This is a genomic window from Sphingopyxis sp. J-6, assembly GCF_046603995.1.
GTDB lineage: Bacteria > Pseudomonadota > Alphaproteobacteria > Sphingomonadales > Sphingomonadaceae > Sphingopyxis.
On the sequence record NZ_CP145810.1, the window covers coordinates 3,141,046 to 3,167,870 of the forward strand.

At 65.2% G+C, this 26,825-nt stretch carries 25 protein-coding genes; 17 read left to right on the forward strand and 8 right to left on the reverse strand.

What is annotated here, in order from left to right:
* Window positions 1–3 precede the first annotated feature (3 nt).
* Complete coding sequence (locus V6U71_RS15165) at window positions 4–1,287, forward strand: MFS transporter (RefSeq protein ID WP_411339239.1); 1,284 nt, start codon at window positions 4–6, stop codon at window positions 1,285–1,287.
* 69 nt (window positions 1,288–1,356) lie between these two features.
* Complete coding sequence (locus V6U71_RS15170; protein ID WP_411339240.1) at window positions 1,357–2,649, forward strand: cystathionine gamma-synthase family protein; 1,293 nt, start codon at window positions 1,357–1,359, stop codon at window positions 2,647–2,649.
* Here the strand turns inward: V6U71_RS15170 and V6U71_RS15175 are convergent.
* A complete protein-coding gene (locus V6U71_RS15175; protein WP_411339241.1) occupies window positions 2,646–3,371 on the reverse strand; it encodes an HAD family hydrolase in 726 nt (241 codons plus the stop codon). The two genes, V6U71_RS15170 and V6U71_RS15175, sit on opposite strands and share 4 nt — an antisense overlap.
* 89 nt (window positions 3,372–3,460) lie before the next feature.
* On the opposite strand from V6U71_RS15175, the gene V6U71_RS15180 reads away from it, so the two are divergent.
* Genes V6U71_RS15180 through V6U71_RS15195 form a run of 4 tightly spaced genes read left to right on the forward strand, consistent with a single transcriptional unit; the run spans window position 3,461 to window position 7,009 of the window.
* A complete protein-coding gene (locus tag V6U71_RS15180; protein WP_411339242.1) occupies window positions 3,461–4,567 on the forward strand; it encodes an ABC transporter permease in 1,107 nt (368 codons plus the stop codon).
* A gap of 11 nt (window positions 4,568–4,578) precedes the next feature.
* A complete protein-coding gene (locus V6U71_RS15185; protein WP_411342360.1) occupies window positions 4,579–5,445 on the forward strand; it encodes an ABC transporter ATP-binding protein in 867 nt (288 codons plus the stop codon).
* Window positions 5,445–6,386 (forward strand): MlaD family protein, encoded by a 942-nt coding sequence (locus V6U71_RS15190; protein ID WP_054730474.1) that lies wholly within the window; start codon window positions 5,445–5,447, stop codon window positions 6,384–6,386. Before V6U71_RS15185 ends, V6U71_RS15190 begins: the two co-directional genes overlap by 1 nt.
* A gap of 11 nt (window positions 6,387–6,397) precedes the next feature.
* Window positions 6,398–7,009, forward strand: coding sequence for an ABC-type transport auxiliary lipoprotein family protein (locus V6U71_RS15195; protein ID WP_411339243.1), 612 nt, complete (start codon window positions 6,398–6,400; stop codon window positions 7,007–7,009).
* A gap of 10 nt (window positions 7,010–7,019) precedes the next feature.
* Here V6U71_RS15195 and V6U71_RS15200 read toward each other — a convergent pair whose 3' ends face one another.
* Entirely contained in the window at window positions 7,020–7,490 is a 471-nt protein-coding gene (locus tag V6U71_RS15200; RefSeq protein ID WP_411339244.1) for an Lrp/AsnC family transcriptional regulator, read from the reverse strand.
* Between the two features lie 118 nt (window positions 7,491–7,608).
* On the opposite strand from V6U71_RS15200, the gene V6U71_RS15205 reads away from it, so the two are divergent.
* The gene (locus tag V6U71_RS15205) at window positions 7,609–8,649 is read left to right on the forward strand and encodes a Glu/Leu/Phe/Val family dehydrogenase (protein WP_411339245.1); all 1,041 of its coding nucleotides are present in this window, start codon (window positions 7,609–7,611) and stop codon (window positions 8,647–8,649) included.
* Window positions 8,646–9,008, forward strand: coding sequence for a nuclear transport factor 2 family protein (locus V6U71_RS15210; RefSeq protein WP_411339246.1), 363 nt, complete (start codon window positions 8,646–8,648; stop codon window positions 9,006–9,008). The genes V6U71_RS15205 and V6U71_RS15210 overlap by 4 nt, the downstream gene beginning before the upstream one ends.
* A 4-nt stretch (window positions 9,009–9,012) precedes the next feature.
* Here V6U71_RS15210 and pepN read toward each other — a convergent pair whose 3' ends face one another.
* On the reverse strand, window positions 9,013–11,604 hold the full coding sequence (gene pepN, locus V6U71_RS15215; RefSeq protein WP_411339247.1) for an aminopeptidase N: 2,592 nt from the start codon (window positions 11,602–11,604) through the stop codon (window positions 9,013–9,015).
* Between the two features lie 46 nt (window positions 11,605–11,650).
* Here pepN and V6U71_RS15220 point away from each other — a divergent pair, with 46 nt between their 5' ends.
* Window positions 11,651–12,442 (forward strand): SDR family NAD(P)-dependent oxidoreductase, encoded by a 792-nt coding sequence (locus V6U71_RS15220; protein ID WP_411339248.1) that lies wholly within the window; start codon window positions 11,651–11,653, stop codon window positions 12,440–12,442.
* Here V6U71_RS15220 and V6U71_RS15225 read toward each other — a convergent pair.
* The 5 genes from V6U71_RS15225 to V6U71_RS15245 form a co-directional block, all read right to left on the reverse strand.
* Entirely contained in the window at window positions 12,439–13,677 is a 1,239-nt protein-coding gene (locus tag V6U71_RS15225; protein ID WP_411342361.1) for a DUF445 domain-containing protein, read from the reverse strand. The two genes, V6U71_RS15220 and V6U71_RS15225, sit on opposite strands and share 4 nt — an antisense overlap.
* 115 nt (window positions 13,678–13,792) lie before the next feature.
* Complete coding sequence (locus tag V6U71_RS15230) at window positions 13,793–17,209, reverse strand: efflux RND transporter permease subunit (protein WP_411339249.1); 3,417 nt, start codon at window positions 17,207–17,209, stop codon at window positions 13,793–13,795.
* Window positions 17,210–17,240: 31 nt separating this feature from the next.
* Window positions 17,241–18,443, reverse strand: a complete 1,203-nt coding sequence (locus tag V6U71_RS15235; RefSeq protein ID WP_407696664.1) for an efflux RND transporter periplasmic adaptor subunit — start codon at window positions 18,441–18,443, stop codon at window positions 17,241–17,243.
* 265 nt (window positions 18,444–18,708) lie between these two features.
* Window positions 18,709–18,978 (reverse strand): GlsB/YeaQ/YmgE family stress response membrane protein, encoded by a 270-nt coding sequence (locus V6U71_RS15240; RefSeq protein WP_054730500.1) that lies wholly within the window; start codon window positions 18,976–18,978, stop codon window positions 18,709–18,711.
* Window positions 18,979–19,099: 121 nt separating this feature from the next.
* A complete protein-coding gene (locus V6U71_RS15245; RefSeq protein ID WP_054730503.1) occupies window positions 19,100–19,363 on the reverse strand; it encodes a GlsB/YeaQ/YmgE family stress response membrane protein in 264 nt (87 codons plus the stop codon).
* 382 nt (window positions 19,364–19,745) lie between these two features.
* Here V6U71_RS15245 and V6U71_RS15250 point away from each other — a divergent pair, with 382 nt between their 5' ends.
* From V6U71_RS15250 to V6U71_RS15285, 8 genes are all read left to right on the forward strand, one after another.
* Window positions 19,746–20,663 (forward strand): MBL fold metallo-hydrolase, encoded by a 918-nt coding sequence (locus V6U71_RS15250; protein ID WP_411339250.1) that lies wholly within the window; start codon window positions 19,746–19,748, stop codon window positions 20,661–20,663.
* Window positions 20,664–21,452, forward strand: a complete 789-nt coding sequence (locus V6U71_RS15255; protein WP_411339251.1) for a hypothetical protein — start codon at window positions 20,664–20,666, stop codon at window positions 21,450–21,452.
* Entirely contained in the window at window positions 21,449–22,090 is a 642-nt protein-coding gene (locus V6U71_RS15260; RefSeq protein WP_411339252.1) for a DUF4230 domain-containing protein, read from the forward strand. The genes V6U71_RS15255 and V6U71_RS15260 overlap by 4 nt, the downstream gene beginning before the upstream one ends.
* 66 nt (window positions 22,091–22,156) lie before the next feature.
* Entirely contained in the window at window positions 22,157–22,870 is a 714-nt protein-coding gene (locus V6U71_RS15265; RefSeq protein ID WP_411339253.1) for an adenylate cyclase, read from the forward strand.
* Window positions 22,871–22,939: 69 nt separating this feature from the next.
* On the forward strand, window positions 22,940–23,929 hold the full coding sequence (nadA, locus tag V6U71_RS15270) for a quinolinate synthase NadA (protein ID WP_411339254.1): 990 nt from the start codon (window positions 22,940–22,942) through the stop codon (window positions 23,927–23,929).
* 129 nt (window positions 23,930–24,058) lie between these two features.
* On the forward strand, window positions 24,059–25,240 hold the full coding sequence (locus tag V6U71_RS15275) for a DUF2853 family protein (protein ID WP_411339255.1): 1,182 nt from the start codon (window positions 24,059–24,061) through the stop codon (window positions 25,238–25,240).
* Window positions 25,241–26,041: 801 nt separating this feature from the next.
* Window positions 26,042–26,338, forward strand: coding sequence for a hypothetical protein (locus V6U71_RS15280; protein WP_411339256.1), 297 nt, complete (start codon window positions 26,042–26,044; stop codon window positions 26,336–26,338).
* Window positions 26,339–26,468: 130 nt separating this feature from the next.
* A complete protein-coding gene (locus V6U71_RS15285) occupies window positions 26,469–26,780 on the forward strand; it encodes a hypothetical protein (RefSeq protein ID WP_411339257.1) in 312 nt (103 codons plus the stop codon).
* The last annotated feature ends 45 nt before the right edge of the window (window positions 26,781–26,825 follow it).

The window sequence follows — 26,825 nt, forward strand, 5'->3', positions numbered from 1 at the left end:
GCGATGAAAGCCTTGGCGATACCACGCAAGCGGCTGGTTTCGATCATCGGCGGTTCGGCCGGCAATCTCGTCGAATGGTACGACTGGTTCGCTTATGCCGCCTTCGCCATCTATTTCGCCCCGGTCTTCTTTCCCAAAGCCGATCCCACCGCGCAGCTCCTGAACTCGGCCGCGATTTTCGCGGTCGGTTTCGTCATGCGGCCGATCGGCGCGTGGGTGATGGGGCGCTTCGCCGACACGCGCGGGCGCAAGGCAGGATTGTCGCTGTCGGTCGCGCTGATGTTCAGCGGATCGATGCTGATCGCGGTGGCGCCGACCTATGCAACCGCGGGGCTGCTCGGCCCGGCGACGCTGCTGATCGCGCGGATGTTGCAGGGCCTGTCGCTCGGCGGCGAATATGGCGCGAGCGCAACCTATCTCTCCGAGATGGCGCCGCGCGAGCATCGCGGCTTCTGGGCGAGCTTCCAGTATATGACGCTGTGCGGCGGCCAGCTCTGCGCGATCTTCGTCGCCGTGGTGTTGCAGGGTTTCCTGACCGAAGCCGAACTCACCGCATGGGGCTGGCGTATCCCGTTCGTCATCGGCGCGCTGCTCGCGCTCGGCGTCTATCTGTTGCGCCGCAATCTCGCCGAAACCCCGTCGTTCGAGAATCAGGCGGTCGACCGCCCGGTTTCAACCGCCAAGCTGCTGTGGACCGAACACCGCCGCGAGAGCATCCTTGTCGGCATGTTGTCGGCGGGCGGCGGCCTCGCCGCTTATACCTACACCAGTTACATGCAGAAATTCCTCTATAACACCGTGGGTTTCGACAAGGCGACCGCGACCTATATCATTGCCGCCGCGCTGCTGTGGTTCACCGCGATGCAGCCGGTGTTCGGCGCACTGGCGGACAGGTTCGGGCGCAAGCCGATGCTGCTGCTGTTCGGCATCGGCGGCGCAATCGCGGCGGTGCCCACCTTCATGACGCTGGAGACGGTGACCTCGCCGGTCGTCGCGGCGCTGCTCATCATGATCCCGCTGACGCTGCAGAGCGGCTACAGCGCGAACAATGCACTGGTGAAGGCCGAGCTGTTCCCGGCGCACATCCGCGGCCTCGGCGTCGCCCTTCCCTATGCGATCGGCAACGCGATGTTTGCAGGGACGCTCGAAATCGTCGCGCTCGGCCTGAAGGACGCCGGCGTCGAACGGGTCTTCTATTTCTACGTCGCCTTCGTCATCGCGATGGCGGGCGTCGCGACGCTGCTGCTGCCCGAGACACGCGAGCGAAGCCTGATCGTCGAGGATTGACCCGCGCAATATAGTATCAAAGGAAACCGGGACCGCTATAAGGGTTGATCCACTGAACGGAGCATCCCCATGGCCAGGCGCGGCAATCCCAAGATGAACAGCAAGAAAATCGGCGACAAGACGCTGAGCCCCGCAACGCTGATGATGGGGCTCGGCTACGACCCCATGCTTTCCGAAGGTTCGCTGAAGCCGCCGATCTTCCTGACCTCGACCTTCGCCTTCGAAAGCGCGGCCGCAGGCAAGCGTTTCTTCGAGCATATCACGGGCAAGCGGCAGGGCCCTGCCGACGGCCTCGTCTATTCGCGCTTCAACGGGCCGAACCAGGAAATCCTCGAGGACCGGCTTGCGGTCTGGGACGGCGCTGACGACTGCCTCGTCTTTTCGAGCGGCATGTCGGCGATCGCGACCCTGCTCCTCGCGCTCGTCGGCCAGAATGACGTCATCGTCCATTCGGGCCCGCTCTATGCCGCGACAGAGACGCTGATCGCGCGCATCCTGTCGCGCTTCGGGGTCAGCTTCGTCGACTTCCCCGCCGGCGCGACTCGCGAGGAGATCGACGCGATCCTCGCCCGCGCGCAGACGCTCGCCAACGAAAAGGGCGGCAAGGTCGCGCTCGTCTACCTCGAAAGCCCCGCGAACCCGACCAACGCGCTCGTCGATGTCGAGGCGGTGCGCGCGGCCCGCGACGCAGCATTTACCGGCGATCAGAAGCCCGCAATCGCGATCGACAACACCTTTCTCGGTCCTCTCTGGCAACAACCGCTCCGGCAGGGCGCCGAACTCGTCGTCTACAGCCTGACCAAATATGCCGGCGGCCATTCGGACCTTGTCGCGGGCGGCGTGTCGGGCGACCAGCGGCTGATCGATGCGATCCGCCCGATGCGCAACACGATCGGTACGATCTGCGATCCCAACACCGCATGGATGCTGCTGCGCAGCCTCGAGACGCTCGAACTGCGCATGAGCCGCGCGGGCGAAAATGCGTTGAAGGTTTGCACCTTCCTGCGCGATCATCCCAAGGTCGACGGTCTCGGTTATCTGGGCTTCATCAGCGATCCGCGACAGAAGGATATCTTCGACCGCCATTGCAGCGGCGCGGGGTCGACCTTCTCGCTGTTCATCACGGGCGGCGAAACGGAGAGCTTCCGCTTCCTCGACGCGCTCAAGATCGCCAAGCTCGCGGTCAGCCTCGGCGGCACCGAAACGCTCGCCAGCCATCCCGCGGCAATGACCCACCTGTCGGTGCCCGACGAGCGCAAGAAAGCGCTCGGCATCACCGACAATCTGGTGCGCGTGTCGATCGGGATCGAGAATGCCGACGACCTGATCGCCGACTTCGCGCAGGCGCTTGGCGCGGTCTAGCGGCGGCGCTTCGCGCGCCAGTCGACGACCTGCCAGCCCATTTTCGGCGCTAGACGCTTGAGCCCGCGCGACGGTGTGGTCGCCACCGCCTCGTCGGCGAAGTGCAGCATCGGGTGATCGGAGACATGGTCCGAATAGGCGCGAATGTGTGCAGCATCGCGCGTGATCGCGTTCGTTTCCAGCCAGCCGGAGATGCGAGCGAATTTCGCCTCGCCATAGCAATTGTCGCCCGACAGTCGCGCGTGGATATGGTCGGCGCCATCGGGCTCGTCGAGCTGCGTCGCCAGCACATCGTCGATGCCCAGCCGCGCCGCGATCGCATCGACATACAGGTGGAAGGATGCGGTCGCGAGGAGCAGACGGTACCCCGCCTCGCGATCGGCGGCGATCTGTTCGAGCGCGGCCGAATGCAGGCCGCGCGCGATCACCTTGTCGGCATAGCTTTCGGCGAGCGGAGCGATTTCGGAGCGAGGAAAGCGCTTGCCGACGAGCAGGCGAAGATTGATCGCCTTGAGCCGCGACCGGTCGATCAGGCGCGCCGCATAGGCAAGGCCGGCGAGCCCCACGACGGGCAGGAGCAGCAACCGCCATTGCTGGCGCCGCTGCGCGACATGCATCAGGAAACCGCTGTAGGTGCCCGATCGCGTGATCGTCCGGTCCATGTCGTACATCGCGACGCGATGGGTGTAGTCGATCGTCGGGGCAGGCGGCGGCGCTTCCATTCCGCCGCTCTAGCCGCTGGCCGCGCGGCGGCCAAGAGGGCGGGATTCGCTTGCCGTGCCAAGGCAAATAATACAGGGTCGCCCGCAAGATGGTGGCCAAGGCTGATTTTGAATATGACGAGGGGACCGGCGGCGCCGATGTGCGCTTTTCGGGGCGCCTGACCCTCGCGCGGCTGAACGACCTGCCCGCCCGGCTCGAGGCGCTCGGGCCGATCGCGACGCTCGACCTGTCGCGAATCGACCGCATCGACACGGTCGGCGCGTGGATCGTGACCCGAACGGTCAATGAACATGGCGCCAAAGTCACCGGGGCGAGCGAAGAAGCCCAGCGGCTGCTCGAAGCGCTGGCCGACGACAAGAGCGAATATCGCGTCCATCGCGACCGCCGATCGCCGCTGATCCGCATGCTTGAACAGGTCGGTACCGCGAGTGTCGCAGTGTGGCATGAACTGCTCGGCATCGTCGGCTTTTTCGGCGCGATGATCATCGCGCTCGGCACCCAGATTCGGGCCCGGCGGCGGCTGCGCTGGAATGCCATCGTCACCCGCTTCCAGACCGTCGGGGTCGACGCCCTCCCGATCATCGGCCTGATGACCTTCCTGATCGGGATCGTCATCGCGCAGCAGGGCGCTGTCCAGCTTCGCCAGTTCGGGCTGGAGGTGTTCACGATCAACCTCGTCGGCCGCGCCTCGATCCGCGAACTTGGCCTGCTGATGACCGCGATCATGGTCGCCGGCCGGTCGGGATCGGCCTTCGCGGCGCAGATCGGCACGATGAAGCTGACCGAGGAAATCGACGCAATGCGCACGATCGGCGTCTCGCCGATGGAAGCGATCGTTTTGCCGCGCGTCGCGGCCGCCACCATCCTGATGCCGCTGCTCGGCTTTTATGCCAGCATCTGCGCGATCATCGGCGGCGGCGTCTTTTGCTGGATCGGGCTGGAGATCGCCCCGCTCACCTATATCCAGATGCTGCGCGACATCATCCCGATGACCGATTTCTGGGCGATGCTGATCAAGGCGCCGGTGTTCGGGCTGCTGGTCGGCGTCACCGGCTGTTACGAAGGCATGCAGGTGCGCCAGAATGCCGAAGAGGTCGGCAAGCGCACCACGTCGGCCGTGGTTGCCGCGATCTTTCTCGTCATCGTCCTCGATGCCTTTTTCGCGGTCTTCTTCTCTTCGATCGGATGGAACTGATGAGCGAAGAGATGAAGGAAGAGATTGCGGAAGAGCTGGCAGCCGCCGATGCGGTGCGCCCCGAAAAGTTCGAAAATGCCATTTGCATCCGCGGTCTCGTCAACAAATTCGGCGATGCGGTGATTCACGACGGGCTCGACCTCGACGTGCGCTCGGGCGAGATATTGGGGGTCGTCGGCGGATCGGGCACCGGCAAGTCGGTGCTGATGCGCTCGATCATCGGCTTGCAGACCCCCGATGCCGGCGAGATCGAGGTCTATGGCAAGACGCTCGACACCATTGCCAACGAAGAGGAATCGCGCGACCTGCGGCGCCGCTGGGGTGTGATGTTCCAGGGCGGTGCGCTCTTCTCGACGCTGAGCGTTGCCGAGAATATCCAGGTGCCGCTGCGCGAATATTATCCGCGGCTCGACCAGCGGCTGCTCGACGAAATCGCTGCGTACAAGGTCGCGATGGTCGGCCTGCCGCCCGATGCCGGGCCCAAATATCCCGCCGAACTGTCGGGCGGCATGGTCAAGCGCGCCGGCCTTGCACGCGCGCTTGCGCTCGACCCCGCGCTGCTGTTCCTCGACGAGCCGACCGCCGGGCTCGACCCGATCGGCGCGGCGAAGTTCGACGAGCTGATCCGCGAGCTCGCCGACACCATGGGCCTCACCGTCTTCCTGATCACCCATGACCTCGATTCGCTTTATGCGACCTGCGACCGCGTTGCGGTGCTCGCCGAAAAGAAGGTGATCGCGGTCGGCACCATCCCGGAACTGCTTGCCACCGAGCATCCGTGGATACAGGATTATTTCAACGGACCGCGCGGCCGCGCTGCGGCGGGCGGGAACCAAACCGCGAAGAAAACCGTCTTGGGCGGCGATAGGAAAAGCTGATGGAAACACGCTCGAACAACGTCCTCGTCGGCGCCTTCGTCCTCCTTTTCACGGCAGCACTTGCCTTTTTCGTCGTCTGGCTCGCCAACGACAGCGGCGGCGACAAGCGCGAATATGACATCTTCTTCAAACAGTCGGTCGACGGCTTGAACAAGGGCGCGCAAGTGCAATTCTCCGGCGTCCCGGCGGGACAGGTGCGCGAAATCGCGCTGTGGCCCGACGATCCGCAATTCGTGCGCGTGCGCATCGAAGTGAACGAGAATGTCCCGGTGCTGCAGGGAACGACCGCGGCGCTGGAGGGTGTCGGATTCACCGGCGTGTCGCAGATTTCACTCGACGGCGCGGTCAAGGGCGCGCCGCCGATCACCGACAAAGGGCCGGCGGGCAAGCCAGTGATCCCGACCCGGGTCGGCGGTCTCGGCGAATTGCTCAACACCGCGCCGCAACTGCTCCAGCGGCTGTCGACGCTGTCCGAGCGGCTTGCCGAACTCGCCGACGACCGCAATCAGGAAAGCTTCGCCGCGATCCTCAAAAATGTCGAGCAGTCGACCGCGATCCTCGCGCGCAACGGCCCGGCGATCGAGAAGGCGCTTGCCGACACGCGGATCGCGATCCAGCAGACGGGCAACGCGGCCGAACAGATCGGCAATCTCGCCGCCTCGGCGCAGGGCACGATCGACCGCAATGTCGACCCGGCGATGGCCAATCTGCGCGATACGCTGAAATCGGCGAGCGCTTCGATGGCGACGCTCGAAGCCGCGATCGCCGACGCGCGTCCCGGCCTCCAGACCTTCAGCGAAACCACCGTTCCCGAAGCCAATGCGCTGATCCGCGACCTCCGCCGCACTTCCTCGACGCTGTCCAGCCTGACCGACAAGCTCGACCAGCAGGGCGCCGGCGCCGTGATCGGCGGCAGCAAGCTGCCCGACTATAAACCATGAGGACCCTGCTTATGCTCCGCCGCTTGCGCTCCCTGCCGCTGCTCGTCCCCATCCTGTTCGGCGCCGCCGTTTCGCTTTCGGGCTGCGTCAGCCTGGGCGGCAAGACCCCGCCCTTCCTGCTGACCCTCGACGCCGCGGCGGCTCCCGTCGCCGGCGAAGCGCGCACGGCGAGCGAAGCCGCGACGCTGACGATCCTCATTCCGACCGCGCCCCAGAAACTGCGCACGGTGCGCATTCCGGTGCAGCAGGACAATGCCAGCATCGCCTATGTGAAGGATGCGCAATGGGTCGAGGCGCCGCCACGCCTGTTCCAGCGCCTGGTGTCCGAGACCGTCGCCGCGCGCACCTCGCGCGTCGTCCTCGACGAAGGGCAATATCTGACTGCGCCGGGCGACCAGCTCGCCGGGCAGCTCATGGAATTCGGCGTCGATGCGGCGACGAACGAGGCGGTCGTTGTCTATCAGGCGATGCTCGTCAACGCGCGCGGCAAGAGCGTCACCCAGCGGCGCTTCGAGGCGCGCGAACCGATCGGCAGTAAGGTCGAGGCAAAACCGGTCGGCGAGGCGCTGACCGCAGCGGCGAACAAGGTCGCGGTCGATATCGCCGGCTGGCTCGGCAGCTAAGGCGAAGCGATCAGCCGGCGTGGCCGAGCGGCAGAGACGATGTCCGCTTGACCTCGCTCATCACGACGCTCGACGTCACCTCCCCCACCGCGGGAAGCTGCGAGAGCGTTTCGTAGAAGAATTTCTCGTAATAGCCGATGTCGGGAACGATGACCTTGAGCAGCACGTCGATCCCGCCGAGCAGGATATAGCATTCGAGGATTTCGGGAATTTCCTGCACCTGCTGCCGGAACGCCGAGGTCGCCTGCGGATCGTGGGCAACGAGCTTGACCGTCGCGAATATCTCGATGGCCAGGCCCAGCGCGGCAGGATCGACCAGCCATGTCTGGCGCCGGAGCACGCCCCTTTCCTTGAGCGCCCGCACGCGCCGCCAGCAGGGCGGCGGGGTCATTCCGAGCTTGTCGGCAAGCTCGGCGATCGAAAGGCCGCCATCCTCCTGCAACAGCGAAATGATTCGGCGATCAATCGCATCCAAGGTCATATATTTTTTCTCATATGCCAATATTAGGTATCATCGTTACCCTTATTGACGATTTGGCGCAATCATCCCGAATGAAATTACCCGCCTCTCGTGCGACATTCGTTCGCAGGAGGAAGCGATGTTTCAACACCATCCGTCATTCGCCCGGCACAAGCTGGTCACCGCGCGCCACGATGAGGCTTCAGGCTTGTCGGCGATCATCGCGGTCCACGACGACAGCCGCGGCCCGGCGATCGGCGGGTGCCGGATCAGTCCCTATGCGACGCCCGATGCCGCGCTCAACGACGTCCTCCGCCTGTCGCGCGGCATGACGTACAAGACCGCGATCGCCGACATCCCTTATGGTGGCGGCAAGGCGGTGATCATCGCCGATCCGCGCACCGACAAGACGCGCGCCCTGCTCGAAGCGATGGGCGATTTCGTCGAGAGCCTTGACGGCGCCTATATCACCTCGTTCGATTCGGGTTCGACGCTCGACGATGTCAGGACCATTGGCACGCGGACGCGCTTTTCCGCGGGCACCCTGCCCGAAGCCGGTGATGCGTCGCAGTCAACCGCCGAAGGCGTTTTTGTTTGCATGCGCGCCGCGGCGGAGCTTGCCCTCGGCCGCCCGACGCTGGAGGGTTGCCGCGTCGCGGTGCAGGGGGTCGGGAACGTCGGGCGGCGACTGGTCCGGCTGCTCGCCGACGCCGGGGCGCACATCCAGCTTGCCGACGCCAACGAGAATCTGGCGCGCGCGGTCGCGGCGGAAACCGGCGCGTCGCTTTGCGGCGTCGACGACGTGCACCGGATCGACGCCGATATCTTCTCCCCCAACGCGCTTGGCGCGGTCCTCAATGAACGCAGCATCCCCGAACTCAAGGCGAAGGTCGTGGTCGGCGGCGCGAACAACCAGCTCGCCACGCCCGCCGACGACCTCCGGCTGCGCGCAGCGGGGATCACCTATTGCCCCGACTTCCTCGCCAACGCTGGAGGGATCGTCAATCTCCATTACCAGCGCTCGACATGGTCCCCCGCCCGGCTCGGCGACCATATCGAAGGGCTGGCAGGGACGTTTCGCGAGATTTTCGAAACCGCTGCCAAATCCGGCGCGGGCATGGGTTCCGTCGCCAATGCCATTGCCGAGGACCGTATTCGCGCCGCCGGGGGCCAGCGGTGACGGCGCAGATCATCCGCGAATATTACGCACGTATCGACCGCTGCGACACCGACTGGGTCGTCGACCTGTTCGATGACGACGCAGTCTATGAACGCGCCGAGACCGTCTATACGGGGCGCCCCGAAATCGCCCGCTTCTTTCGCGAGGAACGCCGCATCCGCGGCGTCCACCATATCGAAGCGATGGTTTCCAGCGACGACGGCGATCTGATCGTCGCCATCGGCCATTTCGACGGCACCGGCGTCGCCGGAGATCCACGCAACGTCGGATTCGCGGACGTCTGGCAATTCGGCGATGGCGGACGCATCCATCTCCGCCGCACCTTCCTGGCGCGCGGCAGCGACTACGTCCGCCAGTAAAGCCCTATCCCGCCAGGCTCTTGCTTGCCTGTTCGGTCACGTCGCGCGATAGCCCCGGCTGGGCAAGGATGCGTTCGAGCTCCGCACGCATCATCGCCCCCCGCGCTTCGTCGAAGCGTTTCCAGCGGCCAAGTGGCGGGATCATCTTGGCGGCGGTCTGCGGATTCTTCGGATCGAGCGCGATGACGAGGTCGGCGATCAGCCGGTAGCCCGCACCATCGGCCTGGTGAAACGCCGCCTGATTGCCGCTGAACGCGCCATAGAGCGAGCGCACGCGATTGGGGTTCGCCAGCGTGAAGTCGGGATGCTGCGCGAGCGCTTTCACCGCATCGACGGTGTCGGAGCGCAGCGACCACGCCTGCACCTGAAACCATTTGTCGAGCACGAGCGGATTGTCGCGATAGCGCTGGTAGAAGATGTCGAGCGCATGGGCCCGCTCGTCGCTGTCGCCATGCGCCAGCGTCGCGAGCGCGGCCTGCCGCTCGGTCATCCCGTCGGCGCCGGAGAAAATCCCGAAGGCGAGCCCGGGGATGTCGTCCTGCCCCGTCGCCGCGAGATAGGCGAGCGCGACGCCGCGGAGGCGCCGGCCGCCCTTGGCCTTGCTCGACAGGTCGGTCGCCGGCGGCGCGGCGCCCGCGAGCACGGCGCGCCATTCACGCTCGAGCGCGGCGCCGATCGCCGCCTGCAGCGCCAGCCGCTCGCGGCGGATCGCGTCGGGATCGACCGTCACCATCTGGTCGCCGATGAACGCCTCGCTGGGCAGCAGCACCGCTTCGGCGACGAAGGCCGGATCGGCCGCAGCGCCCGCAAGCGTCTGCGCGACGGCATCGATGACCGCCTGCGCATCGCCCGTGTCGCCCGAGGCCGCAGCGACGAGCGTATCGAGCATCAGTTGCTGGAGCGCCTCGTACCGCGCGAACGGGTCATCGTCGTGCGCTGCGAGCCAGGCGAGCTCGCCCGGTGCACGCTCGAAATCGACGATCACGGGAGCGGAGAAGCCGCGGTTGACCGACAGCGCCGGCCGCGATGCGAAGCGGCCGAGCGGCACCCGCTGCGCCGCGCCGGTCAGCGTCACCAGCGTGTCGGGCAGCGTAGCGCCGCTGCCGTCCATCGCAAAGGCGGCAAGCCGTAGCGGCATCATCATCGGCGCCTTGTCGGGCTGCCCCGGGGTGGGGGGCACGGTCTGCCTGATGTCGAGCGACCAGTCGTCGCCATCCTGCGCCAGCGTCAGCGACAGTCGCGGCGTGCCCGCCTGTTCGTACCAGCGGCGGAACTGGCCGAGGTCGATATCGCCGCCCTCCTCCATCGCGCGGACGAAATCCTCGCAGGTCGCCGCTTCGCCGTCGTGACGATCGAAATAGAGGTCGGTGCCCTTGCGAAAGCGCTCGGGCCCGAGCAGCGTCGCCATCATGCGAATGATCTCGGCGCCCTTGTTGTAAATGGTCGCAGTGTAGAAGTTCGAGATTTCCTGATAGCTGTCGGGACGGATGGGGTGCGCGAGCGGCCCCGCATCCTCGGGAAATTGCGCGGCGCGGAGCAGGCGGACGTCCTCGATCCGCTTGACCGGCGGCGACCCCATGTCGGCCGAGAAATTCTGGTCGCGAAAGACGGTGAAGCCTTCCTTCAGGCTCAATTGGAACCAGTCGCGGCAGGTGACGCGATTGCCCGACCAGTTGTGGAAATATTCGTGCGCGACGACCCCCTCGACCCCGTCATAATCGACGTCGGTCGCGGTGTCGGGGTCGGCAAGGATGTAACGCGTGTTGAAGACGTTGAGCCCCTTGTTCTCCATCGCCCCCATGTTGAAATCGCTGACCGCGACGATGTTGAACAGGTCGAGGTCATATTCGCGGCCATAGACGCGCTCGTCCCACGCCATGCTGTCCTTCAGCGCCTTCATCGCATGACCCGTGCGCGCTTCGTCGCCCTTGCGGACCCAGATGCCGAGTTCGACCTCGCGCCCCGACATCGTCGTAAAGCTGTCCCGGTTGACGACCAGGTCGCCCGCGACGAGGGCGAAGAGATAGGAGGGTTTCGGCCACGGATCTTCCCAGAGCGCCCAGTGGTCGTTCCCCGCTTCGCCCTGCTCGACGCAATTGCCGTTCGACAGCAGGATCGGGAAAGTCGCCTTGTCGCCCGTCATCCGCACCTTGTAGCGGCTCAGCACGTCGGGCCGGTCGGGGTGGAAGGTGATGCGGCGAAACCCCTCCGCCTCGCACTGAGTGCAAAGCATGTTGTTCGAAGCATAGAGGCCCATGAGCTGGGTGTTCGACGCGGGTTTGATCACCGTATCGACCTCGACCGCCGCCGCCGTGCGGTCGCCAAGGTCGACGATCAGGTCACTGCCGTCCATCCGCCAGTCGTTCCACACCGCACCGTCGACGCGCACCTCGGCCGCGGTCAAGCCGTCGCCGCGCAGGAGCAAGGGCGCGGGGGCAGCCGCATGGCGGACAACCGAAAGCGCGGCGCTGACCTTCGTCTGCTCGACGCCCAGCGCGAAATCGAGCGCGATGTCGGGAATTTGCCATTCGGGCGGGGCGTAATCGCCGCGATGAATGGTGACGGGGATGGCGGGCGTGGAAGAGAGGTCGGTCATGCGAACGATCTAGGCATGGCGCCGCCGACGCGCAATAAGGCGCGCGATGGCACATATGCTGATTTTTGGAATGGGTTACGCGGCAGGTCACCTTGCGGGGCGGTTGCAGGCGCGCGGCTGGGAAGTGCTCGGCACGACGCGCGACGGACGCGGCGACACGATCGCCTTCGCGGACGAGACGGCGGTCCTGATCGCGCTGCGCGACGCGACGCACATATTGTCGTCGGTCCCGCCGGTCGATGGTATCGATCCGGTCCTCGCGCGCTATGGCGAAGCGATCGCCCTCTCCCCCGCCGGCTGGACCGGTTATCTGTCGTCGACGGGAGTCTATGGCGATGCAGGCGGCGCCTGGGTCGACGAAAGCGCGCCGGTCAAGGGCCGCCGCCCCGATCGCAACGCCGCCGACGCCGCATGGGGGGCGCTGCGCAGCGATGTCCGCATCTTCCGGCTGCCCGGCATCTACGGCCCCGGCCGTTCGATCCTCGACCGGATCGGCGAAGGCCGCGCGCACCGCATCGCCCTGCCCGGCCAGGTCTTCAGCCGCGTCCATGTCGACGATATCGCGGGCGGCATCATCGCGTCGTTCCGGGGACCGGCGGGAACCTATAACCTTGCCGACGACGAACCCTGTCATCAGAACCGGCTCGTCGAATGGGGTTGCGCGATGCTCGGCGTGCCGGTGCCGCCGCTCCAGACTTTGGACGAAGCCGGCCTGTCGCCCGCCGCCCGCGCCTTCTATGCCGAAAACCGCCGCGTCGCGAACGGCAAGGCGAAGCGGCTATTGGGATGGACGCCGAGGTATCCGACGTTTCGGGACGGGCTGGCGGCCTGCCGCTAAATCAGCACGTCGACCGTGTGGATCAGCACGCCGACCAGTCCGCCGACGAGCGTGCCGTTGATGCGGATATATTGGAGGTCGTCGCCGACGGCATTTTCCAGCCGGTCGGTGATGGTCTTCGCATCCCAGCCGCGGATCGTGTCCGACACCAGTTTGAGCGCGGTTTCGCCATAGCTGTCGACCATGCCAACGACGGCGCGGCGCGCATAGCGGTTGAGCGTGCGCTTGATCGCGGCATCCTCGCCCAGCATGCTGCCGAACTGCGTCACAAGTTCGCCGATGCGGCCCGCGAGCATCGTGTCGGGGTTGCGCGCCGCCTTGAGCAGCGCGCTGCGGCCCTGTTCCCAAAGCCCGTCGAGCCAGCGTTTCACCGCCTTGTTCTCGAGCAACTCGTCGCGCACCTTGGCGACCTTGGCCTGCACCTCGGGATCGTGCTGGAGGTCGAGCGCCATCTTCGCGAGCCCTTCCTCGACGCGGATACGCAGCGGGTGCGTTTCGTCGACCGCCATTTCGCTGAGCAGCTTCGACAGCCCTGCGACGATGCGGTTCGAGATGCTCTCGTCGAGCCCGGTGAAGCGGACGATTGCATTGCTGTTGTCATGGACCATCTGGTGAATCAGATGTTCGTTGAGTTCGAGCGTCTTGGACCCCCATTTGACCATCGCGTCGAGCAGCGGCTGATGCCGCCCCTCGGCAAGCGCAGCCTGCAGGGCCTGACCAAGTAGCGGCGCGACGTCGAGTTCGCGAAGGCGGTCGGCGATCGCCGATTTGACCATCCCGCCGAGCCGCTGCTGGTCGAGCGCGCCGAGCCCGTCGGCGATGATACGCGACGCGCCGAGCCGCAACCGCCCGCCGCCCTCACCCGGTTCGGAGAGGAATTTGCCGACCGCGCCCGCGACGTCGACCGTCTGCATCTTGCGTGCGATCAGCCGCGGCAGCAGGAAATTGGTGAGCAGGAAGCGTGCGAGCGTATCGCCGATGCGGTTCTTGTTGCGCGGCACGATGGCGGTGTGCGGGATCGGCAGCCCCATCGGATGCCGGAACAGCGCCGTCACTGCGAACCAGTCGGCGAGCCCGCCGACCATCGCCGCCTCGGCAAAGGCGCGGACGAAACCGATCGCCGGGTGGACGTCCTGATAATATTTCGCGCCGACGAAGACGAATGCCATGACGACCAGCATGCCCGTCGCAACGACGCGGATGTTGAACCCGCCAGTCGGCACGGCGACGCCCATGCCCCGGGGGCGTGTGCCAAGGTCTTCCGAAGAATTGCTGTCCGTCATCACCATTCAAATGGCGGCTTGCCGCAAAGGTTGCAACCGGCGCGGCCTCCATCCGCGCCGTGCCGTATCATTCGGCCGGATGCGGCGCGGGCGCCGAGTGCGGCTTCGTATCGTCGCCGGGCTGGTACGTCAGCAGGTTGCGCGCGAAGAAGCGGCCGAGACGCTTCTCGATGCTGTCGGCAAGGCTGAAGCCGGCAGGAACGATCAACAGCGTCAGCAGCGTCGACAGGATCAGGCCGCCGATCACGACCACGCCCATCGGCGCGCGCCACGCCCCGTCGCCCGACAGCGACAAGGCGGTCGGCACCATGCCCGCGACCATCGCGACCGTCGTCATGACGATCGGCTGCGCGCGCTTGCGGCCCGCGTCGAGCAACGCCTCCATCTTCCCGACCCCTTGATCCATTTCCTCGATCGCGAAGTCGACGAGCAGGATCGAGTTTTTGGCGACGATGCCGAGCAGCATCAGCAGGCCGATATAGACCGGCATCGAAATCGCCATGCCGGCGACAACGAGCCCCAGCAGGCCGCCGAGCGGCGCGAGCAGCAGCGACGACATGTTGACGAGCGGCGACACGAAGCGGCGATAGAGCAGCACCAGCGTCGAGAAGACGAGCATCAGGCCCGCCACCACCGCGATGATGAAATTCTTGATCAGCTCGCCCTGCCATTTGGCTTCGCCCTGCACGATCTTGCGGATGCCCTGCGGCATGGTCTTCACCGCAGGCAGCGCGTCGATCTTTTGCTGGGCGTTGCCCGTTACCAGCCCCGGGGCCAGGTCGGCACCGATCACGATGCGCCGCGTCTGGTTATAGCGGCGCAGTTCGGTGGGGCCGGCACCAAAGCCGATCTCCGCCACCGATTTCAGCGGCACCGTCACGCCGCGCGACGTCGGCACAGGCAGGTTCTCGATCGTCGACAGGCTGCGCCGCGAATCTTCGGACAGCAAGACGCGGATCGGAATCTGGCGATCAGACAACGAGAATTTGGCCGCATTCTGGTCGATATCGCCGAGCGTCGCGATGCGGATCGTCTGGCTGAGCGCCGCCGTCGTCACGCCCAGATCAGCGGCAAGGTCAGTGCGGGGCGTCACGATGATTTCGGGGCGCGGGATATCGCCCTCGATCCGCGGCGAACGGATTTCCTTGAGCCCGCGCATTTCGCCAACGATCTTCATCGCATGTTTTTCGAGCGCGACCGGATCGTCGCCGCCGATCACCATGGTGATATCGCGCCCGGAAAAGCCGCCCGACTGGCTCTGGAAGCTTACGCGGGCGTCGGGGATCGCCGCCATCTTCGGTTGCAGCGCACGTTCCCATTCGACGCTCGTCACCTCGCGCTTTTTCTTGAGCGTGATATAGACACCGCCGCCGCCGACGTTGACGTCATAGAAGGCATTTTCGACATTCTTGTCGCCCGACAGGATCGTGTTGATCTGGTCGGAGATATGCTCGCTCTGCGCCAGCGTCGAACCCGGCGGCAGCTCATATTTGACCTGGCTGTAGTCGCTGTTGATCGTCGGCTGGAACTGCTGCGGCAGCACCGCGAACAGGATGATGCTCGTTACGAAAGCGGCCCCGCCGATACCGACGATCCAGACGCGATGGTCGTACAGTCGCGCCCAGGCGCGCTGGACCATGAACTTCGCCCAATTGGTGAAGGCGAACCGGCGCACGCCGATCTTCCATGCCAGCGCCCCGAGCAGGATCGCGAGCAGGCTGGTCAGCAGGAAAGTAACGATCGCTATTGCCGGCGTCTGCAGCAGGAAGTGCAGCGCCGTGTTCGGGCGGCTTCCCCCCGGGGGGACCGGCTGGAAATAGGAGACGATCGAGAAGACGACCGTGACAGCCGCGAGCAGCAGCGGAACGAAAAGGAAGGCAAGCCGGGTCTGCACGGCCTCGAAACGCTCGCGCACGGCCTTGTGCTTGCTGTTGTCGAGCGTCCACGCGAGGACGCGCTCGTACCGGTCGATCCATGGCCCTTCGGCGTGTGCCTGCTCGCCCTGCGCGGACAGGAAATAGGCGGCGATCATCGGCGTGATCATGCGCGCGACGGCAAGGCTCATCAGCACCGCGAAGACGACGGTCATGCCGAACTGGATGAAGAACTGGCCCGAAATGCCCGGCATCAACGCGACCGGGAGGAAGACCGCGACGATCGACATCGTCGTCGCGACGACCGCGAGCCCGATCTCGTCGGCGGCGTCGATCGACGCCTGATAGGCGGTCTTGCCCATCCGCATATGTCTGACGATATTCTCGATCTCGACGATCGCGTCGTCGACGAGCACCCCGGCGACGAGGCTGAGCGCGAGCAGCGACAGGGCGTTGAGCGAGAAGCCCATCATGTCCATGAACCAGAAGGTCGGAATGGCGGACAGCGGGATCGCGAGCGCACTGATCAACGTCGCGCGCCAGTCGCGCAGAAAGAGGAAGACGACAACGACCGCCAGCACCGCGCCCTCGACCATCGCCGCCATCGAGCTGCGATATTGTTCCTTGGTATAGTCGGTGCGCGTGAAGAGGATCTTGAAATCGACCTTCGGGTTGTTCTTCGTGATTTCGGCGAGCTTCTTCATCGTCTCGTCGTGGATCGTGACGTCCGACGAGCCCTTTGCCTTTTCGATCGCAAAGCTCAGCACCTGTTTGCCGCGGATCTTCGCGAGATTGCGCTGCTCGGCATAGCCGTCGGTCACCTTGGCCACATCGGCCAGACGAATGGTGCGCCCGTTGCCGATCGAGATGCGCGTCTCGCCGAGCTGGAAGGCGCTCGCCGCATTGCCGAGCACGCGGACCGCCTGTTCAGCGCCGGCGATCTCGGTACGTCCGCCGGCGGCGTTGAGGTTCACCTGGCGCAATTCCTGGTTCACCTGGCTTGCGGTCAGGCCATAGCTCTGCATCCTTGCGGGATCGAGGATGACGCGGATTTCGCGATCGACCCCGCCCGAACGGCTGACCTTCGCCATGCCGGGGATCGAGAGGAGTTCCTTCGCCACCGTATTGTCGACGAACCACGACAGCTGTTCGAGCGTCATGTCGGTCGCCTCGACCGCGAAATAGGTAATCGGTCCGCCCGCGGCGTCGACGCGCACGACCTGCGGCTCGAGAATGCCTTCGGGCAGCTCGCTGCGAATTTGCTGAACGGCCTGATTGACGTCGTTATAGGCGCGATCGATCGGGGTCCCGATCGCAAACTGGATCATTGTCGAGCTGCTGCCCTCGTTGACGTAGGACGACATTTCATCGACGCCGCTGACGCCGCGAACCGCTGCCTCGATACGCTGCGTCACCTGCGTTTCGAGCTCGGTCGGCGCCGCGCCGGGCTGCGCCACCATGACCTGCACCAGCGGAAATTCGACGTCGGGCTGGTCGTTTACGTCCATCCGGTTGAAGCTGACGATCCCCGCCAGCAGCAACAGCACGAAGAGGACGATCGGCGGCACCGGATTGCGGATGCACCAGGCGGAAATATTGCGAAAGCTCATGATATAAACGCCTTTGTGCGCACCATCCGGATTATTGCGACGCCTTCTGAATCACCGGCTTCACCTTGTCGCCGACGTTCAGGAACGCGCCCGCCAGCACAACGACCTTTTCGTTTCCGGTCAGGCCCGACGCGATCGACACGCCGCTGTCGCTGACGGTGCCGACCTTGATCGCGCGCTGTTCGATCTTGTCGTCCTTGCCGACGATCAGCACATAATTGCCGTCGGCCCGGCTGTGGACCGCACTTTCGGGCAGCAACGGCGCCTCGGCAGTGCCCGCCACCAGCCGCGCATCGGCAAAGCCGCCCGGCCGCAGCGAACTGCTGTACGGGATCGCGATCCGCACCATGCCCTGGCGCGTGTCGGTGTTGACGACGGGCGAAACCTGCCACACCTGTCCGGCAATCTGCAGGCTGGTTCCGACCGGGGTGACAGTCGCGCGCGTTCCCGCGGCGACGCGCTGCAGATCGGCCTCGGCCATCTGCGCGAGCATTTCCATTTCGCCGCCCTTGGCCATACGGAACAGCACGCCGCTGCCCGCGCCGACGATCTGGCCCGGCTCGACCTGCCGCGTCAGCACAAGCCCCGCAGCCGGCGCCACGATGTTGAGCCGGCCGTTGCGCGCGACCGCTTCCTGATATTGCGCCTGCGCGACGCGGACGCGCGCGTTGGCGGCATCGCGCGTCGCGCGCTTGCGGTCCATGTCGGCCTTGGAAATGAAGCCGCGTCCGACCAGCGCTTCGGCGCGTTCGAGTTCGGCCTGCGCGAGGTTCGCATCGGCCTGCGCGACGCGGATCGATGCAGAGAGACCCGCCGCCTGCTGCGTCTGCACCGACCGGTCGATGATCGCCAGCGTCTGCCCCGCGCCGACCCACTGGCCCGGCTCGACGAGTACGCGCACGACTTCGCCGCCCTCGCCCGCGACGCCGACCGGCATCTCGCGGCGCGCCGCAATCGTGCCATTCGCAGAAATCGCGGCCTCGACCGAAACGCGTCCAGGGATCACCACCGTGACGCTGGGCGCATTCGTCGTAGCAGCCTCGTCCCCCGCAGTAGCGGCTCCGTCGCCCATGCCTTGCTTGAACCCGTACCAGGCCGCCACGAGCACCAGCGCGACCAGCACAAGCGCGACGATCAGCCGCGTCCGCTTGCGGCGATTGTCCGCATCGTCGTAAAAGCTTTGGGTCGACCCCGTCAGGCTGTCCATCACATCCACTTTCCGCTCGTAGTTCACGCCGAATTCCCAATCTGCCGTTCGTGGCAGCCGACACGACGATCGCCCGACAGCGATCCGCCCCCAGTCCGCACGACCCAGTTTCGTCGAGGTGTATTATCTAATTAAATCACCCGTGACAAGGGGGAAACAACGCCGCTTCGCCCGCAATCCGGCTGCGCCTCATAGCCGCCGACCCTAGCGATTTCCAAAGAAAAAGGGCGCCCCGCCGATGCGGGCCGCCCTTTTTGCTGCCGGTCCGGAACGGACCGGAACAGGCGTTTCGTCAGCGCACGCGACCGCGCCGGACGAGGTTTACGATGGCGAGCAGGATCACCGCGCCGATGAAAGCGGTGAGCAAGGTCATCGGGTCAAAGGCGTCGCCGCGCAAATGTCCGCCGCCGAGGAAGCGCCCGAACAGGAAGCGTCCGAGGATCGATCCGATACAGCCAACGATAATGTTGAGGAAAATACCCTGCTGTGCGTCGGTACGCATCACGATACTGGCCAGCCAGCCGATCACGCCACCCATGATGATTGCGATAATGAAGTCCATAATATTGACCCCCTACGATCGTTTCCATCGCCTGCCTTCGCAGACGCCATGTTGGTAACCCAAATATTTGAAATCGCCTAGCAGAATGGCGGCGGCGCCGAAGGGAGCCGCCGCCGTCCCGTCAGCGCACGCTGCCGCGGCGCACGAGGTTGATGATGCCGAGCAGCACCACTGCACCGATAAAGGCCCAGAGCAGGCCGACCGGACTAAAGGCATCGAGGCTGGCACCCATGCCGAACATGCCGCCGAGAATGTTGCCGAGGAACGCGCCGACGATGCCGACGACGACGTTCAGGATGATCCCCTGCTGCGCGTCGGTACGCATGACGATGCTGGCCAGCCAGCCGATGACGCCGCCGACGATCAATGTAATGATCAGACCCATGTTATTCCCTTCCTGAACCGGCCGGGCAGATGCCGAAACGCCGGCAAAAAATGCGAACGCCTCATCGCGTCCGGACATCGTTTCAACGATGCTGCTAAAATGCGAAGGGGGTACGAAAGGTTCCCGGCCGGCCCCGAAAGACGCGGCCGGGAAAGTAGGATCAGTTCCCGATCTGGAACTGTTCCGGGTCGCAAGACGGGAATAGCGGCGCGCCGCTGGAGGCGATGTGAGATGCCTCACAGGTCAGAATATTTTTCGGAAAAATATGCCGCCCCGACGAAAGCCGGCTGCCGGCGGAAACGGGCGTCCTGAAATCGGTACCCGGCCTTCTTTTCCCCCGGCGACCCTTTTCCTTTGGGCGCCGCGATGCCACATGACGCGTATGAGCGAAGAAAAGCCCTGGCCCGACACGATCCGCGCCGGCGACTGCGAGCAGCACGAGCCGCTCGTCCGGCGGGTGCTCGCACCCAACCCGTCGCCCTATACCTTTACCGGCACCCAGACGTGGATCGTCGGGGCGGGCGCCGACGTCGCGGTGATCGATCCCGGCCCCACCGGCAGCGGCATGAGCATCGGCGATCCGCCCGACGCGAACGGCGCCGGCCATGTCGACGCGATCCTGCGCGCGGTTGCGGGACAGCGCGTCGCCGCGATCCTTTGCACCCACACCCATCGCGACCATTCGCCCGCCGCCGCGCCGCTCAAGGAAGCGACCGGCGCGCCGATCATCGGCTGCGCGCCGCTCGTCCTGACCGACGATGGCCCGCGCGCCGATTCGGCCTTCGATCCGGACTATGCGCCCGACCGCGTGCTTGCCGACGGTGAACGGATATCGGGCGACGGTTGGACGATCGAGGCGGTCGCCACGCCCGGCCACACGTCGAACCATCTCTGTTTCGCGTTGCCCGAAAGCCGCGCGCTGTTCACCGGCGACCATGTCATGGCGTGGTCGACCAGCGTCGTCAGCCCGCCCGACGGCGACATGGCGGCCTATATGGCGAGCCTCGCAAAACTCTACGACCGCGACGACCGCGTCTATTACCCTGCGCACGGCCCCGCGGTAGCCAAGCCGAAGCAGCTTGTCCGCGGCATGCTGGGCCATCGCAGGCAACGCGAACGCCAGATCCTGCGCGAACTCGAAAAGGGAACGGCTGTGATACCGGTCATGGTGCAGAATATGTACAAGGGCCTAGACCCCCGCCTGACCGGCGCCGCCGGCCGTTCGGTGCTCGCCCATCTGCTCGATCTCGAAGCGCGCGGCATCGTGCGTACCGAGAACGACGAATGGGAACTTGCCTGAATGCTTTTGCCGATCCTGATCGCTGCCGCACAGCCGGTTGCTGCGCCCCCATCCGACGCGATCGTCGTTGCCCTCGTCGCGGGCGATGGCGAAGCGCGCTGCCTGCCCGACCGCAGCCTCTGCCTCGAACTGCCCGGCGAAGGAAAGGACGAAGGCGGACGCGAGCTGCGCATCTCCTCGCCGCGGTCGGGCGGCGATACTGGCACGATCACGCTGCCGCTGCCTTACGGCGCCGACGGCAGGGGTGTGAGCCTGTGGCCGAACATCATCCCCATCCCGAGCACGAACGAAGACGCTACACAGCCCGCAGCAGAATTCCTCGTCGGCGTGATCGAGGAGGAGCGCGCGATGTATTCGGGCGGCGGCGGGTCGGGCGGGAGGCTCCACCTGCTCCGCGTCGGCATGGCACCGCACGCAGCGGGCCTCGTCGAGGTGCTCGACACCGTCTGGGACAGCTCGCTGATGATCCGCGCCTGCTTTTCGGAGCAGGATATGAAAAACCGGCTCGAAGCCTGTCATGACGAATATAGCTTCACCGGAACGCTGGCCGCGGCGGCGCCCGATGGCGGCGAACTGCCTGCGCTCACCCTCCGCACGGCCGCAACGGCTTATCCGCAGACGTCGCGCCGAACCGAGGACAACAGCAATATCAAGCTGAAGAAGAGCGACCTTACGCACTGGAAGGATCCCGAATGCAGCTATACGCGTTTGCTGCATTATAACCCCGCGACGGCGCGATATGAAATGGATCGCCCGGCGCCCGATTGCTCGGTCTATACAACGCCATGACATCATCCTCTTCCTCGCCCCGCATCCTCTCCCGCCTCATCCTGCTCGCCGCCGCGCTGGTGATGCTGCTCGCCGTCTGGTGGGCGGTCGCGGCATGGCGCGACTGGCAGAAGGGCTATGATCCCGAAACCGTCGTCGCCGCGAGCCTGCAGGGCCTGCAGGAGCAGAATATCCTCGTGCCCTTCACCGCGCGCTACGTCGCAGTCGTGACCTCGACCCAGAGCCGGCTCGGCCTCAGCGCGAAGAAGACGCTGATCATGCCGGGTACGGTGCGCTACGAACTCGACCTCGGCAAGCTGAAGCAATCGGATCTCGACTGGGATGCCGCGACCAACGCGCTGACCGTCACCTTGCCGCCGCTTCGTCTCGCGGGGCCCGAGATCGATATCGACGCGATCAGCGAGTTTCGCGACGGCGAAATCCTGCTGGCGCTCACCGATGCCGAACGGACGCTCGACGCCGCGAACCGCAAGCGCGCGCAGGAAGAGTTGATCAAGCAGGCCAAGGGCACGACGCCGATGCGGCTCGCGCAGGGTGCGGCGCGGACCGCGGTCGAACAAAGCTTCGCGATGCCGCTCAAGGCGGCGGGGATCGACGCGAAGGTGACGGCACGCTTCGCCGCGACGCCGGGCGGCTAAGAAGCCGCTTTCCGCTTTTTCACAGCTGCGCTATCCTCTGTCCGGGGTCGGACAGGGGGATGGGGCATGGCTACGACCGCAGGAGGCGCGGTACGCGCCGAGCTATTCTGGCATCGCATGGCGATCGGCCTCGCGATATTCATCGTCTTCGGTTTTCTCCAGTTCGCCTTGCGCGGCTTCGTCGATCCGGTCGCGGCGCCGTTCTGGGTGCATGCGCACGGCGTCGCGATGCTCGCATGGCTCGGATTGCTGATCGTCCAGCCGACGCTCGTCTCGCGCGACAATCTGCCGCTGCACCGCAAGCTCGGATGGGCCGGGGCCACGCTGGCGCTGGCGATCACCGCGCTCGGCGTCTTCACCGGCGTCGCATCGCTGGTACTGAACCGGTTTCCGCCTTTCTTCTCGCCGCCCTATTTCCTGGCCCTGACCACGATCGAGGCGCTGGCGTTCGGGGCGATGGTCTGGGCTGCGGTGCGCCGCCGCCACACCACCGCGTGGCACCGGCGGCTGATGATCGGCGCGACCATTATCATTCTTGAACCGGCGCTGGGCCGCCTCCTGCCAATGCCGCTGATGGTCGGCTGGTCCGACATCCCGGTCGGCCTCATCCAGCTTGCGGTCGTCGGCATCATCGCGCTTTACGATCGCCGCACGCTCGGCCGCATCCACCCGGCAACCAAGGCGATCGCGGCGGTTGTCATCCTGGTGCGCGCCACCATCTATCTGTTGGCGTTGACGCCCCCCGTCATCGCGCTTGCGGAAAGACTGGCCGGCGGCTGACGCGGCGAATTGCCCTGCCGCAGGTCGCCGTGTAGAGGGGGCGCCAAAGGCACCAGACAAGGATAAGCCATGACTGCTCCCGTTCGCGAGAATCTCTCCGGCCTCGACCTGCGCGCCGAAATCGACCGCCTCCGCAAGGAGCGCAACGCCGTCATCCTTGCCCATTATTACCAGAAGCCCGAGATTCAGGATCTCGCCGATTTCGTCGGCGACAGCCTCGAACTGTCGCGCAAGGCGGCCGATACCGACGCCGACGTCATCGCGTTCTGCGGCGTCAAGTTCATGGCCGAGACGGCGAAGATCCTGAGCCCGCAGAAGACGGTGATCCTGCCCGACATGGATGCCGGGTGCAGTCTGGAAGACAGTTGCCCGCCCGAACAGTTCAAGCGCTTCCGCGAAGCGCATCCCGACCATATCGCGCTGACCTACATCAACTGTTCGGCGGCGGTGAAGGCGCTCTCCGACGTCATCGTCACCTCGTCGAGCGCCGAGACGATCATCAGCCAGATTCCGCCCGAACAAAAGATCATCTTCGGTCCCGACCGCCATCTCGGCGGCTATCTCAACCGCAAGTTCGGGCGCGAGATGCTGTTGTGGCCGGGCGTGTGCATCGTCCACGAGGCGTTCAGCGAGACCGAGCTTCTGAAGCTGAAGGCGCAGCACCCGAACGCGCCGGTCGCCGCGCACCCCGAATGCCCGCCGCACATCATCGACCATGCCGATTATGTCGGCTCGACGAGCGGCATATTGCAGTTCGCGAAGAGCTTTCCCGGCGACACGCTGATCGTCGCCACCGAGCCGCACATCATCCACCAGATGGAACTGGCGCTGCCCGGGAAGACGTTCATCGGCGCGCCCGGCGCCGACGGCAACTGCAACTGCAACATCTGCCCGTACATGGCGCTGAACACGATGGAAAAGCTGTACATCGCGCTGCGCGACCTCGAGCCCAGAATCGAGATGGAGGAAGGGCTGCGCCTCGCCGCGCGCAAGAGCCTCGACCGCATGCTCGAAATGGCGTCGGGGACGATCGGCAAGGGCGATCTCGGCAAGCGATAGGCGGCCCCGCCCTGCTGCCGGTTGCCTTCGGGGAAAAAAGCCATAGGTTCCAACGACCGGGGCCCGAGTCCCGCCGCTCCGGCGGGCGCCTGATGGCGGTTGCTTGCGCCCCCGAAGGAGGTAGGTCGCATGGCTCAAGACTGGCTGGCTGATGTCCGCAAATATGCCGCCGACGCCGATGAAAAGGTGGTCGCGGCAATCGTCAAATATCTGGGTATCGCGCTCAGAAAGGTCGATTCTTCGCTCGTTTCCTTCACCGACAAGAAGGAAACCGACCGCGTTCGCGAAAATTTCCTCAAAAAGAAGCTCGGCCTGACGCACGATGACGCGACACTCGACGCCGCGATTGCCGGGGTCGGCGAGCGGATGAAGGGCGACCGGACCAAGAACCGGGTCACCGTCTATTATCTTCTCGCCGAACATTTCGGGCTCCTGACGCTGTTCGGCGGGGTCGCGGGCGCCGCTGCCGGCGCCGCAGGGCTTGCCGGAGCGGCCGGCGCTGCTGCGGGCCTGGCCGGATCGGCGGCAGGTGACGGCGGCGGCGTAGACACCAATGGCGGCGCCAAGGCGGACGACCCCGCCCCGGCACCCGACGCGCCGCTTGCGGCGGCCGCGCTGGGTGCTGCCGGAGCAGCGGCGGCGACTCCTGCCGCCGCGGCGCCCCCGCCGCCGGAACCCGTGCCACCCCCTCCGCCCCCACCGCCACCGCCCTCTGCTGCGCCGGCCACGCCGCAGGCCGCCTATTCGGCGCCCGAGGAGCCCCCCGGCGGCGGCGGCATGGGCTGGCTGCCCTGGCTGCTGCTTGCGCTGCTCCTGCTTGCGCTGATCTTCTTCGGCATGCGCTATTGCTCGAAACAGGAAGCGCCCGTCACGCCGACCGGCGACGCCATCGCGATCAGCGAAACCGCGACGCCCCCGGCCGGCGACGCCATACCGGCTCCCGCCGCGGCAATTCCCGAGGGCGCGGGCGTGATTGCGGCGGAGCGCGAAGGCAAGCCGATGCTGACGGTCTATTTCGATACCGGCAAATCGGTGGTGTCGAACGACCTGTCGACCGCGGCAGCGGCGGTGAAGACCTATATCGACGGTAATCCCGCCGCGACGCTCGCCGTGTCGGGCTATAACGATCCGACAGGCAATGCCGCCGCCAATGCCGAACTGTCGAAGAACCGCGCGCAGAGCGTCAAGGCTGCGCTCGAAAAGCTCGGCATCGCCGCCGACAGGGTGGTGCTCGAAAAACCCGCCGAGACGACGACGACCGGGACCGACAATGCCGCGGCGCGCCGCGTCGAGGTGACCGTCAAGGGTTAGTCGGTCCTTCGGACGAAAGGGAAGCGGGGCCCTCGGGCTCCGCTTTTTTTGCGCCTCCGGTCTCCTCCGAGTCGCGATCGCCCCGATGTCAAAAAGCGGCCGATGCGACTCGCGACCACCGCAAAGATGGTCCATTTCGAATCCGAAAATGTTGCGCCGCTGTTACAAAAATGCTGCGCAGCAAAGGCTTGTTACTAATGCCGGACTTATCCACAAGCGCGACGGTTGGGGCGCCGCATTTCGATGCTTTTTTGTTGGCGGCCCCGCGGCTTCATGTCAGCTTCAAATCATCGGACGACAGAGACGTCGATCCGCCGGGACATTAAGGGTGGTTGCAAGACTAGCCGGAAGAGAACGGATCGGACTGACGAGGAAATCGAACGATAGCTTGATCACGGAACGCAGCGATTCCCACGAGTTGAGGCGGACCCGATCGGGTACAGGAAGACAGCCCATCGCTTGGACAGCGATTGCTTCGGCAGACGCAAGAAGAGATGATGAAGAGTTTTCCAGGTGCGGCCGGCCCCCGAAAGGGGGCCGACCAAACCGTCGCCGGGCTGTTACGGCGCGTGCGAAGACGCATCGTTTTGCGGGCTGCTGATCGCAAGAACAGCGGACCGGGATGAAGCGGATCGCCGCCACTGGAGCAAGACCGGATAGTGGGGGTTGGCAGCGATGCCGGCCCCCATTTCGTATGCGCTCCGCTCCCGGTGGCCGCGCGTCGGGCCTTGTTGCCGACGACGACGTCCCAGCAGATTTCGACCGATTGCGGACATCCGATCCCAGAGATATGCTTATTTCATGAACGACGCAAATGATTGGGATGGCGACTGGTACCGGGTGACCAGTGAGACCGAACGGCGAGAACTTGGAGAAGAACTGGAGCGCGAGCTTAGCCCTGGCCATATCCTTTACGGCACCAAGGCAACAGCATTGGGGCGTCGATTTCGGCGCGATGATGTTCTTTTTCGGCTCGAAGATGGGCGCGTTGCGCGGCTCCATTTGACGCGTCGCAAAGAGAGCAATCCGTTATTTCCGACCACCGATGTCTACGACAGTTATGCCGACTGGGCTGCTCTTCCCCTTGAGGATCGCTGATCTAGTTCGTCACCGCGTTTGTGCTGACGTCCGATGGTATTGTCGGGCTGGCCACAGTCGACCGATTGCGGGCATTCGAGTGACGGTGTAGCCATTTTATGTATAAATATTTCTATTCTCGGCGCCTGGAATGAAGAGCTATTTCCTTGAAGGTCTCGCAAGCCGCGAGGTGGCGCTTATGGGCCTGCGCCACGCGTTTCCGGATCAAGTTGTCACAGAAACTGCAGTGGTCTTTGCTCCGTCGAGCGATTCCCCGATATCTTGGTCATACGTCACCGAGCCTGATGACCCCGAGGAACAAGATGGGCCATTTTTGATCCAAGCAGACGTCACAGGATGGCGATACGATTTCGGCGTTGACGAGTTGGTGATCGGCGCGCTTCGCGTTGTTCAGGCCAAGGTTGGAGGCACCATCCGCGACGACGACGGCCGCCGTCGCTAAACTTCAGCTCACCACGCCAAAACGCACACACGCCGGCAAGGCGGC

Bases quoted from the DNA above. Each gene is read 5' to 3' on its own strand.
- V6U71_RS15165 (WP_411339239.1), top strand. From the start codon at position 4: ATGAAAGCCTTGGCGATACCACGCAAGCGGCTGGTTTCGATCATCGGC.
- V6U71_RS15170 (WP_411339240.1), top strand. From the start codon at position 1,357: ATGGCCAGGCGCGGCAATCCCAAGATGAACAGCAAGAAAATCGGCGAC.
- V6U71_RS15175 (WP_411339241.1), bottom strand. From the start codon at position 3,371: ATGGAAGCGCCGCCGCCTGCCCCGACGATCGACTACACCCATCGCGTC.
- V6U71_RS15180 (WP_411339242.1), top strand. From the start codon at position 3,461: ATGGTGGCCAAGGCTGATTTTGAATATGACGAGGGGACCGGCGGCGCC.
- V6U71_RS15185 (WP_411342360.1), top strand. From the start codon at position 4,579: ATGAAGGAAGAGATTGCGGAAGAGCTGGCAGCCGCCGATGCGGTGCGC.
- V6U71_RS15190 (WP_054730474.1), top strand. From the start codon at position 5,445: ATGGAAACACGCTCGAACAACGTCCTCGTCGGCGCCTTCGTCCTCCTT.
- V6U71_RS15195 (WP_411339243.1), top strand. From the start codon at position 6,398: ATGCTCCGCCGCTTGCGCTCCCTGCCGCTGCTCGTCCCCATCCTGTTC.
- V6U71_RS15200 (WP_411339244.1), bottom strand. From the start codon at position 7,490: ATGACCTTGGATGCGATTGATCGCCGAATCATTTCGCTGTTGCAGGAG.
- V6U71_RS15205 (WP_411339245.1), top strand. From the start codon at position 7,609: ATGTTTCAACACCATCCGTCATTCGCCCGGCACAAGCTGGTCACCGCG.
- pepN (WP_411339247.1), bottom strand. From the start codon at position 11,604: ATGACCGACCTCTCTTCCACGCCCGCCATCCCCGTCACCATTCATCGC.
- V6U71_RS15220 (WP_411339248.1), top strand. From the start codon at position 11,651: ATGGCACATATGCTGATTTTTGGAATGGGTTACGCGGCAGGTCACCTT.
- V6U71_RS15225 (WP_411342361.1), bottom strand. From the start codon at position 13,677: ATGGGCGTCGCCGTGCCGACTGGCGGGTTCAACATCCGCGTCGTTGCG.
- V6U71_RS15230 (WP_411339249.1), bottom strand. From the start codon at position 17,209: ATGAGCTTTCGCAATATTTCCGCCTGGTGCATCCGCAATCCGGTGCCG.
- V6U71_RS15240 (WP_054730500.1), bottom strand. From the start codon at position 18,978: ATGGACTTCATTATCGCAATCATCATGGGTGGCGTGATCGGCTGGCTG.
- V6U71_RS15245 (WP_054730503.1), bottom strand. From the start codon at position 19,363: ATGGGTCTGATCATTACATTGATCGTCGGCGGCGTCATCGGCTGGCTG.
- V6U71_RS15250 (WP_411339250.1), top strand. From the start codon at position 19,746: ATGAGCGAAGAAAAGCCCTGGCCCGACACGATCCGCGCCGGCGACTGC.
- V6U71_RS15255 (WP_411339251.1), top strand. From the start codon at position 20,664: ATGCTTTTGCCGATCCTGATCGCTGCCGCACAGCCGGTTGCTGCGCCC.
- V6U71_RS15260 (WP_411339252.1), top strand. From the start codon at position 21,449: ATGACATCATCCTCTTCCTCGCCCCGCATCCTCTCCCGCCTCATCCTG.
- V6U71_RS15265 (WP_411339253.1), top strand. From the start codon at position 22,157: ATGGCTACGACCGCAGGAGGCGCGGTACGCGCCGAGCTATTCTGGCAT.
- nadA (WP_411339254.1), top strand. From the start codon at position 22,940: ATGACTGCTCCCGTTCGCGAGAATCTCTCCGGCCTCGACCTGCGCGCC.
- V6U71_RS15275 (WP_411339255.1), top strand. From the start codon at position 24,059: ATGGCTCAAGACTGGCTGGCTGATGTCCGCAAATATGCCGCCGACGCC.
- V6U71_RS15280 (WP_411339256.1), top strand. From the start codon at position 26,042: ATGAACGACGCAAATGATTGGGATGGCGACTGGTACCGGGTGACCAGT.
- V6U71_RS15285 (WP_411339257.1), top strand. From the start codon at position 26,469: ATGAAGAGCTATTTCCTTGAAGGTCTCGCAAGCCGCGAGGTGGCGCTT.